Here is a 13279-nt window from a genome sequence, read left to right as displayed (position 1 = left end):
CCGGTCGTTCGCTGCCGGGGCGCCGGCGGAGTCGGCGGGGCCGGCGGGGCCGGCAGGGCGCAGTAGGCGCCGGCGGAGCCGGCAGGGCCCTGGACGCACGGAGCGTGAGCCCGCGGGAGCATACGGTCTGTACCCCGGCGGACGCGGGAATATCAAGTTCTTGATCTTGAGGGTTGGTCTATGCTTTTCGGCATGGCGACAGGGAGATGGTTTAGCCGGCCCGCTGGTTGACGGGTCTCTCCTTGCGCGATTCCTCATACCGACCGGCGGGCTGCGGCTAAGCCGTCCGTAGACTGCCCGATGGCTCATCCGGTGTGAGGGAGTTCGCCGCATCATGTCCTATCGCAACGATCCGTACGATCCGAAGCAGGCCGCCCTGCTCGACCCGTCGGCGCTCGACGCTGCCGTCGCCGAGGCGCAGAAAGCCTTCGAGCAGGCCGCGGACCTCGACGCCCTCGGCGCTCTGAAACCCGCGCATCTCGGTGACCGTTCGCCGGTGTCGCTCGCGCGCCGGGAGATCGGATCCCTGCCGCCGGCCGCGAAATCCGACGCCGGCAAGCGCGTCAATCTCGCCCGGCAGGCCGTCCAGAGCGCGTTCGACACGCGTCTGGTGGAGCTCGAGCTGGAGCGCGCCGCCCGCGTGCTGGTCGAGGAGCGGGTCGACGTCACGCTCCCGTGGGACCGGCGGCCGCGCGGCGCACGGCATCCGCTGACCACGCTGATGGAACACATGGCCGACCTGTTCATCGGCATCGGCTACGAAATCGTCGACGGCCCCGAGCTGGAGCTCGAGTGGGTGAACTTCGACGCGCTCAACATCGGGCCGGACAACGCCGTGCGCGGTGCGATGGACACGTTCTACGTGGACCTGCCGGGCCTGGTTATGCGCACGCACACGTCGCCCGGTCAGGTGCGGACGATGCTCACCCGGACGCCGCCGATCTACGTGGTCAGCCCGGGCCGGGCGTACCGGTCGGACGAGCTGGACGCGACGCACAGCCCGGTGTTCCACCAGATCGAGGGCCTGGTCGTCGACGAGGGCATCACGATGGCGCACCTGCGCGGGACGCTCGACCATTTCGCGCGGGCCATGTTCGGCCCGGACGCGAAAACCCGGTGGCGGCCGCACTACTTCCCGTTCACCGAGCCGTCCGCCGAGTTCGACGTGTGGTTCGAGCAGCACCGGGACGGGCCGCGCTGGGTCGAGTGGGGTGGCTGCGGCATGGTCAACCCGCGGGTGCTGACGGCCTGCGGGATCGACCCCGAGCGGTACTCCGGTTTCGCGTTCGGGATGGGCGTGGAGCGCACGCTGATGTTCCGCAACGGGGTCAGTGACATGCGCGAGATGGTCGAGGGTGACGCACGTTTCACCCGTACGTTCGGAATGGAGGTCTGACGCGATGAAGACGTCACTGTCGTGGCTCCGTGACTACGTGGAGCTGCCCGCGTCGCTGACCGCCGCGGAGCTGGACCAGACGCTGACCGACCTGGGCATGGAGGTGGAGTCGGTCGTCGACCAGGCCGCCACCGTGCTCGGTGACCTGGTGGTCGGCAAGGTGCTGGAGATCGAGGAGCTGACCGGCTTCAAGAAGCCGATCCGGTTCTGCCGTGTCGACGTGGGCCGGTCCGACCCTCAGGAGATCGTGTGCGGGGCGACCAACTTCGCCGTCGGTGACCTGGTCGTGGTGATCCTGCCGGGCGGCGAGCTGCCGGGTGGGTTCAAGATCGGTGCGCGGAAGACCTACGGCCGCAATTCGCACGGCATGATCTGTTCGGTACGGGAGCTCGGGATCGGCGACGATCACGCGGGCATCCTGGTGCTGCCGCCGGACGCCGCCGCCCCGGGCACGGACGCCCGGCCGGTGGTCGGCTTGGACGACGTGCTGGTCGAGGTGGAGATCACGCCGGACCGTGGCTACGAGATGAGCCTGCGCGGGATGGCCCGGGAGCTCTCCTACGCGTACGAGTCGGCTTACACCGACCCGGCGCTCCTGGACGCTCCGGGGCGGACCGCCGAGCCGCCCTACCCGGTGCAGGTCGACGACACGGTCGGCTGTGACCGCTTCGCCGCTCGCGTCGTCCGGGGCATCGACCCGGACGCGCAGTCGCCGGCCTGGATGAAGAAGCGCCTGGCGGCGGCCGGCATCCGGGCGATCTCGTTGCCGGTGGACATCACCAACTACCTGATGGTCGAGCTCGGCCAGCCGATGCACGTCTTCGACCTGGGCAGGCTGCGTGGCGGCCTGGTCGTGCGCCGGGCCACGCCGGGCGAGAAGCTGACCACCCTGGACGGTGTCGCGCGCGTGCTCGACGCCGAGGACATGGTGATCTGCGACGAGACCGGGCCGATCTCGCTGGCCGCGGTGATGGGCGGCGAGACCAGCGAGTGGCAGCCGGGCACGGTCGACGTGCTGCTGGAGGCCGCCCACTGGGACGCCGTGATGGTCGGGCGCACCGCCCGGCGGCACAGGCTGTTCAGTGAGGCGGCGAAACGCTGGGAGCGCGGCGTCGACCCGCAGCTGCCGCTGGTCGCGCTGCGCCGGGCCGTGGAGATCCTCACCGAGTACGCCGGCGGCGAGGTCGACGAGCGGGTCCTGGACATCGATCACCTGGTCCCGCAGGCGCCGATCCAGCTCGACCCGGGGCTGCCGTCGCGGCGCATCGGCCTGGCCTACAGCGAGGACGAGGTGGCCGGGCTGCTGGCCAAGGTCGGCTGCAGGGTGGCCGGCACCTGGGAGGTCACCCCGCCGTCCTGGCGGCCCGACCTGCTCGCCCCGGCCGACCTGGTGGAGGAGGTGGCGCGGCTCGGCGGCTACAACGACATCCCGAGCGTGCTGCCGCTGGCGCCGGGCGGTGGCGGGCTGACCGCGACCCAGCGTCGTCGCCGGTCGGTGGGCCGCGCGCTCGCCGAGAACGGCTACGTCGAGGTGCTGTCGTACCCGTTCGTCGCCCCCTCGGTGCACGACGCGTTCGGCCTGGCGACGGACGACCTTCGGCGCAGCGCGGTGCGGCTGACCAACCCGCTGTCCGAGGAGGAGCCCCAGCTGCGCACGTCGCTGCTGGCCACCCTGCTCGGCACGCTCCGCCGCAACCTGGGCCGCGGCCTGCGCGACCTGGCGCTCTACGAGATGGGCGAGGTGTTCCTGCCGCAGGCCGTGGACACCCCGCCGCCTGTGCTGGGCGTCGACCGCCGCCCCTCCGACGAGGATTGGACGGCGGCGAACGCGCTGGTCCCGCACCAGCCGTGGCACGTCGCCGCGGTGCTGACGGGCGAGTTCGACCCGGCCGGTTGGTGGGGCGAGGGGCGCGCGGCCATGTGGGGCGACGCGGTGGAGGCGGCGCGGACCGCTCTGTCGGCGGCCGGTGTGCCCTCCGGGCAGGTTTCGGTACGCGCGGCCGACCACGCGCCGTGGCATCCCGGCCGGTGCGCGGCGATCCTGGTCGACGAGCAGATCATCGGGTACGCCGGTGAGCTGCACCCCGGCGTCCTCTCGGCGCTGGAACTGCCCAAGCGCGTCTGCGCGGTCGAGCTCGACCTGGACGCGGTCCCGCCGCGCGAGGTGGTGGAGGCGGGCCGGTTGACGACCTACCCGCCGGCGCTGATCGACGTGGCCCTGGTGGTCCCGTCGGATGTGCCGGCCGCCGAGGTGGAGCGGGCGCTGGTCGCCGGCGCGGGTTCGCTGCTGGAGTCGGTCCGGCTGTTCGACGTGTACGCGTCGGAGCAGCTCGGCGAGGGCATGCGGTCGCTGGCGTACAAGCTGACGTTCCGCGCCCCCGACCGCACGCTGACCGTCGAGGAGGCGGTGGCGGCCCGGGACGCCGCGGTGGCCGCAGCTGCCTCGAGCACGGGAGCGGTCCTGCGCGGGGCCTGAGTTTATGGCCCGTTCGTAGGGTTTTGTCCGAAACTGATCCGGGGAATGCTGAAGTTGATCGGGTGGCGGCCGAGCCCTTTGCGGCCGCCACCTCGTTCATTCTCCGGCGGTTGCACACGGGCTTGTCGCGCGACTGTCCTGCGGCACGCAGTGCGTAAGGCCGCCGTCAGGCGCGCTCTGGGCCACGCCTCGCGCCTGGCCGGGTTTTGAAACACGACCTACGCGGGTCATCTGTGGTTTCCTGCTGGGATGGCGCATCCGATCATGTTCGACGACGACGATCCGATCCTGGCTCGCGTCCGGGAGCTGACGCTGGCCTTCCCCGACGCGGCCGAGAAGATCTCGCACGGCCACCCGGCGTTCTTCACGACCAAGGTCTTCGCCTACTACGGCGGCTCGGTCAAGCGCGACGGCGAGTGGATCCGCCACGAGCACGCGCTCATGGTGCTGATCGACCCCGACGAGCGGGAGGCGATGCTGGAGCAGGACCGGTGCTTCCTGCCCGCCTACCTCGGGCCGTCCGGCTGGCTGGGCGTCGACCTCGGCGCGGACACCGACTGGGACGAGATCGCCGAACTGCTGGACGCCAGCTACCGGCGTACGGCCGGGGTGCGCCGGGTCGCGGCGCTGGACCGCCGGTCAGCGGACGTCTAGACCCCGCTCGCGGGCGATGCGCTCGACCGCGTCCTTGGCATCGGCCAGGCCCACGCCGGTGCGCTCCCGATAGATCTTGATCGCCTGGATCTTCCGGCCCTGCATCAGCTCCTGGACGACGTCGGGCTCCTCGACGCGCGGCTCGACGATGCCCTGATGCTTCATGATCAGGTCGAGTTTGCGTTCGATGGAGGCGAGCCGGATCGAGGTCTTCCGCTGGTCCTGGCCCCGCGAGCCGAACAAGATCATGACGAGCCCGGCAACGAACACCGCTCCGGCGACGACAGTGAGGTAATCCATGCCCGCCATCAAACCAGCGCCGATGAGAATCCGGTGACCGGCGGGTCTTATTCGCATGACAGATCTGAAGGGAACAACCGCCGTGGTCACCGGGCACGACGCGTTCCAGCGCGCGGGGATGACCTGCATGCCCTGCACGTCCTGTCGGTCCGGGGCGATCGCTTCTCCCGCATCGTCGCCTTCCTCAGAGACCGGTGACCCTCAGAAACCGATGACGCTCACAGGCCGATGACGCTCACAGGCTGATGACGGTCATCCCGCCGCCGGTGGCCGGCTGGTCCATGGCCATCAGGGCGTCCGGCGCCTCGTCGAGGGTGATCGTGCGCCCGATGAGCGCGGCCGGGTCGAGACGCCCGTCGGCCACCATCGCGAGCATCTCCGGATAGTCCGCGGCGGCCATCCCGTGCGAGCCGTGGACCGAAAGCTCCCGCGCCACCACCAGGTCCCAGGGCAGCGGGGCGACAGCGTCGACGCCGAGCATCAGCCCCACCTGCACGTGCCGGCCCCGGCGCCGCAGGCTGCGCACCGCGGCATCGGCCGTCGCCGCGGATCCCACCGCGTCCACCGTCACGTGGACCCCGTCGGGTGCGAAGTCGAAGACGCCGGACAACTCGTAGAGGCTGAGGACCGACGAGTAGGCCTCGGACCCGGACGAGGAAACGGACGAGGAAACGGCCGCGTCGAAGGGGACGGCCGCGTCGAAGGGGACGGACATGTCGATGGCACGGTCGGCGCCGACCGCGACGGCCCGGGCCCGCGCGGCCTCGGACGGGTCGACGGCGAGGACGCGGGCACCGAGGGCACGAGCGATCATCACGGCCGAGAGTCCCACCCCGCCGCACCCGATGATCGCCACCGACTCCCCCGCGACCAGCCGGGCATGGGCGGTCAGCGCCCGGAACGCCGTGGCGAACCGGCACCCGAGCGCCGCCGCGGCCGGATACTCCAGCGCGTCCGGCAGCCGCACCAGGTTGGTGTCCGCCGCCCGCACCGCCACCAGTTCGGCGAACGAGCCGGGATGGGTGAACCCGGGCTGCGTCTGCGAAGGACACACCTGCGCGTCGCCCGCGAGGCAGAACGAGCAGGTCCCGCATCCGTTGACGAACGGGCTGGTCACCCTGTCCCCGACGGAGAAGGATCGCACCGACGCGCCGACGGCCACGACCTCACCGGCGAACTCGTGCCCGGGAATGTGCGGCAACGCCACCGGATCGTGCCCCCGCCACGCGTGCCAGTCCGACCGGCACACCCCGGTGGCCCGCACCGCGACGATCGCCCCGTCGACGGGGCACTCCGGGTCGGTCACCGCCTCGACCGACGGCCGCCCACCCACCGACGAGTAGACGACGGCGCGCATGTCAGCGCTGCGCCCGGGCCGAGGCGTAAAGACAGACCGCGGCGGCCGCGGCGAGGTTGAGACTTTCGGCTCCGCCATAGAGGGGTACGCGGACCCGCGCGTCGGCGGCCGCCAGCAATTCCGGGGACAACCCGTGGGCCTCGGAACCGAACAGCCACGCGGTGGGGGCGGCGAGGGAACCGTCGTCGACCAGATCGTCCAGGCTGACGTCGCCGTACCCGGTGGCCGCCAGCACCCGGACGCCGGTGTCGCGCAGGGTGGCGACGACGTCCACCGCGGACCGTGAGCGGACCACGTCGACGTGGAAGAGGGAGCCGGCCGACGCGCGGACGCACTTGCCGTTGTACGGATCCACGGCGTCACCGGCGAAGACGACCGCCCCGGCGCCGGCCGCGTCGGCCGTACGCAGGATCGTGCCCGCGTTGCCGGGGTCGCGGATGTCGGCGAGCACCGCGGTCAGCCGGCGCCCGGCGAGCGCGGAGACCGGCACGTCGACCTGTTCGCACACCGCCACCAGCCCTTGCGGGTGCACGGTCTCGGAGAGCGCGGCGAGCGCCTCCTCGGTCACCGGGGTCGCGTCCAGGCCCACAGAGGAATGCCCCAGCGAAGCGTGCTTGGCGATCCCGCCCGGCGTACCGAACAGCTCGAGAACGACCCCCGCCTCGAGGGCGGCCGCGACGGCCTGGGGGCCCTCGGCGAGGAATCGGCCGCTCTGGTCGCGGTCGCGGCGGCGCTGCAGGCGGCGGGCCGCGACGATCCGCGGGGTACGCGGCGTGAAAAGGCGCCCCCCGTCCCGGCCGGAGCCGGACATGGAGGACGCCTCTGTCACGTGCAAAGGGTGCTCAGGCAGCCTGGGCAGCGGCGCCGCCGGTGCCCTCGGCCGCCACCGCGGCCCGCGCGATCTCGACGATCGCGGCGAACGAAGCGGCGTCGTTGACCGCCATGTCGGCCAGGATCTTGCGGTCGACCTCGACCTCGGCCAGGCGCAGGCCCTGGATCAGCCGGTTGTAGGTCATCCCGTTCGCCCGTGCCGCGGCGTTGATGCGAGTGATCCACAGCTGGCGGAAGTCGCCCTTGCGGTCCCGCCGGTCGCGGTACGAGTACTGCATCGAGTGCAGCATCTGCTCCTTGGCCTTGCGGTACAGGCGCGAGCGCTGTCCACGGTAGCCACTGGCGGTCTCGAGCAGCGTGCGGCGCTTCTTCTGGGCGTTCACAGCCCGCTTGACGCGTGCCATCTTTCGACTCCTAAAAGGTCAGGAAAACGTTGGGTGGCGCGCGCGTCAGCGGCCCAGCAGCTTCTTAACTCGCGGGGTATCGGCCTTGGCCACCACGACGGTGCCGGTCATCCGGCGGGTGACGTGGGAGGACTTGCCCTCGAGCAGGTGGCGCTTGCCGGCCTGCTCGCGGACGATCTTGCCCTTGCCGGTGACCCGCACCCGCTTGCCCATGCCGGTGTGGCTCTTCATCTTCGGCACTTCGAACGCCTCTTTCCGTGCTCCCCGGGTGTGGGGAGGCTGTCTACTCTGCGGTGGTGTCGGCCGGTGCAGTGACCGGCTCGACGCCGGCACCATCGCCCTCACGCGGCGGGCGAGCTCGGCTCGCCGCAGCCTCGGTCGCCGCGGTGGCCGCGGCAGCCTTGGTGGCCCGGTGCGGGGCCAACACCATGATCATGTTGCGGCCGTCCTGCTTGGGACTGGCCTCGACGAAGCCGAGCTCGGAGATCTCCTCGCTGAGCCGGCGAAGCAGCCGGAAGCCCAGCTCGGGGCGGCTCTGCTCACGACCACGGAACATGATCGTGACCTTGACCTTGTCGCCCGCCTTGAGGAAGCGGACCACGTGACCCTTCTTGGTCTCGTAGTCATGCGGGTCGATCTTCGGCCGCAGCTTCATTTCCTTGATGACGGTCTGTTGCTGGTTACGCCGGGCTTCGCGCGCCTTGAGTGCCGACTCGTACTTGAACTTCCCGAAGTCCATGAGCTTGCACACCGGCGGGCGGGCCATCGGCGCCACCTCGACCAGATCCAGATCCACGTCCGCAGCCAGCTGCAGGGCGCGCTCCAGCGGGACGATGCCCACCTGCTCACCCTCAGGGCCGACCAGTCGGACTTCCCTCGCCCGGATCTGCTCGTTCACGCGTGGTTCGACGCTGATGGGGCCTCCTCAGAACGGTCCCTTCGCCACGGTCTGTGACGAAGGCAATGCCAATGTCGGTCGGCCTCCCGCCGCCTCGGTTGCGGGCGATGAGGAAAGCAGAAGGCCCCGGCGCATGCCAGGGCCCGCTCGACCGGTCATCGGCGCCCTGGTGAGGACGCACACCGTCTCTCGGAAATTCCCGAGGACGGTTGACCGGACCCGGCCACTAGACGCAGCTCGGGTGGGAACCAGCGGGCTCCTCTTTCCGCGCGAGCCCAGAGTGAAACGGACACACGCGTGGTCGACTCGCGGGCAAGTCTATCAGGCCCCCGCGGCGGCCGTATGAAGGGCCCGGAGTGCGCGAACGCCCTCCACCGCGTACTCCTTGTCGGCCGCCTGCAACGCGTGAACCGAGACCGTCTCGTCGTCGTGCAACTCGAGGGTCGCCCACGGGGAGTTGCGGTCGAACCGGACCGCGCGGACCGCCGTCCAGGGCAGGTCGTAGTTGCCCACCACGTTGCGGATGCGGACCCGCTCGGCGTCGGCGAACACCCGCGGCCTGGTGAAGGCGAGCACGCCGAGGCCGATGAGCACGCCGAGGCCGATCATGGCGGCCTGGTCACCGCGCTGGAACTGCCCGAGCCCGTCGCCGGTGGCGCCGTGCAGGCCGAAGCTCAGCACGGTGAACAGCACGACGACGGCGCCGGCGATGATCGCGGCGACCCAGCGGATCTTGCGCGGCTTGAAGACCACGATCTCGATCGTACGCATCAGAGCCTGCAGTTCGAGATGTCGGTGACCAGGATGGCGCGGGCGCCCAGATCGTAGAGCTCGTCCATGGTGCGGTGAACGGCGTCACGCTGGACCATCGCCTGGACCGCCACCCAGCCCTCGCGGTGCAACGGGGCGACGGTCGGCGACTCGATGCCGGGGGTCAGCGCGGTGGCCTTGTCGAGCAACTCGGTGTGCACGTCGTAGGCGAGCATCACGAAGCTGCGCGCGACCAGCACACCCTGGAGGCGCCGCACCAGCTGGGCGGCACGGGTCTCGGCATCGGAGCCGCCGCCGATCAGGATGGCCGAGGACCTCAGCAGCGGCTCGCCGAGCGTCGTCAGGCCGGCCTGCCGCAGCGTCGCCCCGGTCTCCACGACGTCGGCGATCAGGTCGGCGACGCCGAGCCGGACCGCATTTTCCACGGCGCCGTCCAAACGGACCACCTCGGCGGCGATGCCGTGGTCGGCGAGATAACGCTCGACCACCCCGGGGTACGCGGTGGCGATGCGCCGCCCGGCGATCTCACTCTCGGACACCAGCGAGCCGGACGGCGCCGCCCAGCGGAAGGTGGCGCCGCCGAAGCTCAGGTCGAGCAGTTCGGTGGCCGGGACGCCGGAGTCGACCAGCAGGTCCCGGCCGGTGATGCCGAGATCCAGGTCGCCGGTGCCGACGTAGGTGGCGATGTCCCGGGGACGCAGGTAGAAGAACTCGACGCCGTTCGGCTCGTCCCGGCAGATCAGGTCCTTGGGGTCGGTGCGCTGGCGGTAGCCGGCGTCACGCAGCATCTGCGCGGCCGGGGCGGACAGGGTGCCTTTGTTGGGAATGGCGATACGCAACATCTGATGTGCTCCTGATCACTCGGACGGATGGTCGGAGGAACAGATCAGAGATGTCGGTAGACGTCCTTCAGGTCGAGCCCGGTGGCGATCATCAGCACCTGGGCCTGGTACAGCAGCTGGGAGATCTCCTCGGCGGCGCGTTCCGGCCCCTCGTGCTCCGCGGCCATCCAGGACTCGGCGGCCTCCTCGACAACCTTCTTGCCGATGTAGTGCACGCCACGATCCAGCGCGGCGACCGTGGAGGAACCCGGGTCGCGCTGCTCCGCCTTGGCCTGAAGCTCGGCGAACAACTCTTCGAACGTCTTCACGGAAGGGAATTGTTGCAGCTCATTACGGGATGGCGACGGACGACCCCACTCGCTGGGACGTGGCCTAGGCTGCCGTTCATGGTCAGGAGTCACACCCTTGCCGCGCTGGGCAGCGCGGCAGTCATCGTCGCCGCCCTCACCGCCTGCGCTCCGGTGGACGAGGGCACCCCCGGCGCCGCACCCTCCCCGTCCAGCTCGGCCGACCCCTGCCCGGCCGGTCAGTTGCCCACGAAGGTCTCCGGGAAGATCACGATCGGGACGGACAACCCGGCGTACGAGCCGTGGTTCAAGGACAACAAGCCGCAGAACGGCCAGGGCTTCGAGGCCGCCGTCTCGTACCAGGTGGCCGAGCGGCTCGGATACCCCGCCACCAACGTGGTCTGGACGCAGGTCCCGTTCAACAACGCGATCCAGCCCGGCCCCAAGGCGTACGACTTCGACGTCAACCAGTTCTCGATCACGCCGGAGCGCAAGAAGGCGGTCGACTTCTCGTCGGCGTACTACCTGGTCCGGCAGACCGTGATCACCACCAAGGGCAGCAAGGTCGCGGGCGCCACCACGATCGCCGCGCTGAAGGACGCCAAGCTCGGCGCGCAGGTCGGCACGACCAGCCTTCAGGCGATCAACGAGTTGATCCGGCCGAGCACGCCGGCGCAGGTCTTCAACAGCAACGACGACGCCAAGAAGGCCCTGCAGAACGGCACCGTCGACGGTCTCGTGGTGGACCTGCCGACCGCGTTCTACATGACCGGCGCCGAGCTGGACAACGGCGTGATCGTCGGCCAGCTGCCGCAGGTCGGCGTCCCCGAGCAGTTCGGCCTGGTGCTGGACAAGGACTCGGCACTGACCGACTGCGTCAAGGACGCGGTCGACGAGCTGCGCCAGGACGGCACGCTCGCGGTACTGGAGAAGACCTGGCTGGCCGGCACGGCCGGGGCACCCGAACTGAAGTGACGCCCTCCGCGTTACAGCAGGGGCGGATCGCCTACCGGAGACGGCGGGCGGTCCGCTCCGTGCTGCTGGCCGCGCTGTCCACGGCGGTCACCGGCACCCTGCTCGTCGTCGCGGTCACCGGCTCGCCGGGCTGGGACAGGGTCAAGGACGCGTTCTTCAACCTCGAGCTCGGCGCGGACGCGGTGCCCGCGATCCTCGACGGGCTCTGGCTGAACATCCGGCTGCTGGTGGTCTGCGCGGTCGCGGCGCTCGCGCTCGGCCTCGTCGTGGCGGTGCTGCGTACGCTGCGCGGCCCGGTCTTCTTCCCGGCGCGGGCGCTGGCCACCACCTACACGTACACGTTCCGTGGCGTCCCGCTGATCATCGTGATCTACCTGTTCGCCTTCGGCATCCCGGGTCTGCGGCTGCAGGGCACGCCCGGCGTCCTGGTGCTGGGCGGGGCGGCGCTGGTGGTGACGTACGGCGCATACCTGGCCGAGGTGTTCCGGGCCGGCATCGAGTCGGTGCACCCCAGCCAGCTCGCGGCGGCCCGGTCGCTGGGCCTGACCTACCGGCAGACGATGCGCCACGTGGTGCTGCCGCAGGCGGTCCGCCGGGTGGCGCCGCCGCTGCTCAACGACACCGTGGCACTGCAGAAGGACGTCGGGCTGGTCTCGCTGGCCGGGCCCATCGACGCCGTACGCGCGGCGCAGATCTCCACCGCCGAGACGTTCAACTACACGCCGTACATCGTGGCGGCGGTCCTGTTCGTGCTGCTGGCGCTGCCCCTGATCGCGGTCACCGACGGCGTGACGATGCGCGCCGCCCGGCGGCAGAACGCGGGGACCTGATGCTGCTGTCGATCTCGGGGGTGCGGAAGGTCTTCGGCGCGTCCGTCGTACTCGAGGATCTGGATCTCGGGGTTGAGGAGCACCAGGTGGTGGCCCTGATCGGCGCCTCCGGCTCGGGCAAATCCACCCTGCTGCGCTGCGTCAACCTGCTCACCGAGGTGGACGACGGAGTGATCCGGCTGGACGGCGAGGACATCACCGACCCGCGCGTCAACGCCGACCGCGTACGCCAGAAGATCGGCATGGTCTTCCAGTCCTACAACCTGTTCCCACACATGACCGTGCTGGACAACATCACCCTGGCACCCACCCGCGTCCATCGGCGGACGTCGAAGGAAGCCCGGGAGCAGGCCCGGGAATGGCTCAGCCGGGTCGGCCTGTCGGACAAGACGGACTCGTACCCTGATGGGCTGTCCGGCGGGCAACAGCAGCGCGTCGCGATCGTCCGCGCCCTGGTCAACAGCCCGCGGCTGCTGCTGCTCGACGAGGTCACCAGCGCGCTCGACCCGGAGCTGGTCGGCGAGGTGCTGACCATGATCCGCGACCTGAAGACCGACGGCATGACCATGGTGCTGGCCACCCACGAGATGGGCTTCGCCCGCCAGGTGGCCGACAAGGTGGCGTTCCTGGACGGCGGCCGGGTCCTCGAAGAGGGACCGCCCGAGCGGGTGCTGGGCGATCCGACCGAGGCGCGGACCAGGCAGTTCCTGGCCCGCATCATCGAGGCCGGCCGCCTCTGACCCCCGAGCGGCTCTAGGAAAGCCCGCGGATCGCCAGCGCCGCGTCCAGCACGGCCACCGTGGACTGCCAGCCCTTGTCCTCGATGGAGTCCTCCAGGCCGGCCCGGTCCTTGGCCTGGCCCAGCGATTCCACGGTCAGCACGCCGTGCGCCACCGGGGTCTGCGCGTCCAGCGACACCCGGGTCAGCCCGGCCGTCACCGCGTCGCAGACGTAGTCGAAGTGCGCCGTCTCGCCGCGGATCACCACGCCGAGCGCGACCACCGCGTCGCACCGCTTCGCCAGTGCCTGCGCCACGACGGGCAGCTCGACCGAGCCTGCCACCCGGGTCACGATCACGTCATCCACGCCGCAGGCCTTGGCCGCCTGCTGCGCCCGGTCGACCATGTGGTCCACCAGGTTGCTGTGCCAGCGCGCGCCGACGATGCCGAGCCTCAGCCCAGCCGCCTCGACGGTCTCCAAGTGCGGGTCACCGAAGCCGGCCATGTCGCCACCCTTCCGTAGTCACGATGATTCTCCG

The 13279-nt window shown here is 70.6% G+C and carries 16 protein-coding genes; 6 read left to right on the top strand and 10 right to left on the bottom strand.

Features of this window, described 5'->3' with window-relative positions:
* Nucleotides 1–334 precede the first annotated feature (334 nt).
* The 3 genes from pheS to QSK31_RS16680 all read left to right on the top strand — a co-directional run bounded on the left by pheS (nucleotide 335) and on the right by QSK31_RS16680 (nucleotide 4526).
* Nucleotides 335–1396 carry a phenylalanine--tRNA ligase subunit alpha gene (pheS, locus tag QSK31_RS16690; protein WP_285684880.1) on the top strand — a complete coding sequence of 354 codons (1062 nt, stop codon included), beginning with the start codon at nucleotides 335–337 and terminating at the stop codon, nucleotides 1394–1396.
* Nucleotides 1397–1400: 4 nt separating this feature from the next.
* Nucleotides 1401–3872, top strand: coding sequence for a phenylalanine--tRNA ligase subunit beta (gene pheT, locus QSK31_RS16685; RefSeq protein ID WP_285684877.1), 2472 nt, complete (start codon nucleotides 1401–1403; stop codon nucleotides 3870–3872).
* A gap of 249 nt (nucleotides 3873–4121) precedes the next feature.
* Nucleotides 4122–4526, top strand: coding sequence for an MmcQ/YjbR family DNA-binding protein (locus tag QSK31_RS16680; protein ID WP_285684876.1), 405 nt, complete (start codon nucleotides 4122–4124; stop codon nucleotides 4524–4526).
* Here the strand turns inward: QSK31_RS16680 and QSK31_RS16675 are convergent.
* The 9 genes from QSK31_RS16675 to QSK31_RS16635 form a co-directional block, all read right to left on the bottom strand.
* A complete protein-coding gene (locus tag QSK31_RS16675; RefSeq protein WP_285684874.1) occupies nucleotides 4512–4955 on the bottom strand; it encodes a ribosomal protein L7/L12 in 444 nt (147 codons plus the stop codon). The two genes, QSK31_RS16680 and QSK31_RS16675, sit on opposite strands and share 15 nt — an antisense overlap.
* A gap of 106 nt (nucleotides 4956–5061) precedes the next feature.
* A complete protein-coding gene (locus QSK31_RS16670) occupies nucleotides 5062–6183 on the bottom strand; it encodes an alcohol dehydrogenase catalytic domain-containing protein (RefSeq protein WP_285684872.1) in 1122 nt (373 codons plus the stop codon).
* Nucleotide 6184: 1 nt separating this feature from the next.
* The gene (locus QSK31_RS16665) at nucleotides 6185–6994 is read right to left on the bottom strand and encodes a TrmH family RNA methyltransferase (protein WP_285684966.1); all 810 of its coding nucleotides are present in this window, start codon (nucleotides 6992–6994) and stop codon (nucleotides 6185–6187) included.
* A 31-nt stretch (nucleotides 6995–7025) separates the two neighbouring features.
* Nucleotides 7026–7418 carry a 50S ribosomal protein L20 gene (gene rplT / locus QSK31_RS16660; protein WP_285684871.1) on the bottom strand — a complete coding sequence of 131 codons (393 nt, stop codon included), beginning with the start codon at nucleotides 7416–7418 and terminating at the stop codon, nucleotides 7026–7028.
* A 45-nt stretch (nucleotides 7419–7463) separates the two neighbouring features.
* Nucleotides 7464–7658, bottom strand: coding sequence for a 50S ribosomal protein L35 (gene rpmI, locus QSK31_RS16655; protein WP_285684870.1), 195 nt, complete (start codon nucleotides 7656–7658; stop codon nucleotides 7464–7466).
* A gap of 43 nt (nucleotides 7659–7701) precedes the next feature.
* Nucleotides 7702–8316: a translation initiation factor IF-3 gene (gene infC / locus QSK31_RS16650; RefSeq protein ID WP_285684869.1), complete on the bottom strand. Its 615-nt coding sequence runs from the start codon at nucleotides 8314–8316 to the stop codon at nucleotides 7702–7704.
* Between the two features lie 321 nt (nucleotides 8317–8637).
* Nucleotides 8638–9087 (bottom strand): PH domain-containing protein, encoded by a 450-nt coding sequence (locus QSK31_RS16645; RefSeq protein WP_285684868.1) that lies wholly within the window; start codon nucleotides 9085–9087, stop codon nucleotides 8638–8640.
* A complete protein-coding gene (gene hisG / locus QSK31_RS16640) occupies nucleotides 9087–9929 on the bottom strand; it encodes an ATP phosphoribosyltransferase (protein WP_285684865.1) in 843 nt (280 codons plus the stop codon). The genes QSK31_RS16645 and hisG overlap by 1 nt, the downstream gene beginning before the upstream one ends.
* 44 nt (nucleotides 9930–9973) lie before the next feature.
* Complete coding sequence (locus tag QSK31_RS16635) at nucleotides 9974–10237, bottom strand: phosphoribosyl-ATP diphosphatase (protein ID WP_285684864.1); 264 nt, start codon at nucleotides 10235–10237, stop codon at nucleotides 9974–9976.
* 78 nt (nucleotides 10238–10315) lie between these two features.
* Between QSK31_RS16635 and QSK31_RS16630 the strand changes: the two genes are divergently transcribed.
* Genes QSK31_RS16630 through QSK31_RS16620 form a run of 3 tightly spaced genes read left to right on the top strand, consistent with a single transcriptional unit; the run spans nucleotide 10316 to nucleotide 12761 of the window.
* Entirely contained in the window at nucleotides 10316–11191 is an 876-nt protein-coding gene (locus tag QSK31_RS16630) for an ABC transporter substrate-binding protein (protein WP_285684863.1), read from the top strand.
* A complete protein-coding gene (locus QSK31_RS16625) occupies nucleotides 11188–12021 on the top strand; it encodes an amino acid ABC transporter permease (RefSeq protein ID WP_285684862.1) in 834 nt (277 codons plus the stop codon). Before QSK31_RS16630 ends, QSK31_RS16625 begins: the two co-directional genes overlap by 4 nt.
* Entirely contained in the window at nucleotides 12021–12761 is a 741-nt protein-coding gene (locus tag QSK31_RS16620) for an amino acid ABC transporter ATP-binding protein (protein WP_285684861.1), read from the top strand. Before QSK31_RS16625 ends, QSK31_RS16620 begins: the two co-directional genes overlap by 1 nt.
* A 13-nt stretch (nucleotides 12762–12774) precedes the next feature.
* Here the strand turns inward: QSK31_RS16620 and ribH are convergent, their stop codons facing one another.
* The gene (ribH, locus tag QSK31_RS16615; RefSeq protein ID WP_285684860.1) at nucleotides 12775–13245 is read right to left on the bottom strand and encodes a 6,7-dimethyl-8-ribityllumazine synthase; all 471 of its coding nucleotides are present in this window, start codon (nucleotides 13243–13245) and stop codon (nucleotides 12775–12777) included.
* Nucleotides 13246–13279: the final 34 nt, after the last annotated feature.

The organism is Actinoplanes sp. NBRC 103695, assembly GCF_030269485.1.
GTDB lineage: Bacteria > Actinomycetota > Actinomycetes > Mycobacteriales > Micromonosporaceae > Actinoplanes.
Note: the sequence above shows the minus strand (reverse complement) of the source record. Positions and strands in the feature narration are given on the sequence as shown.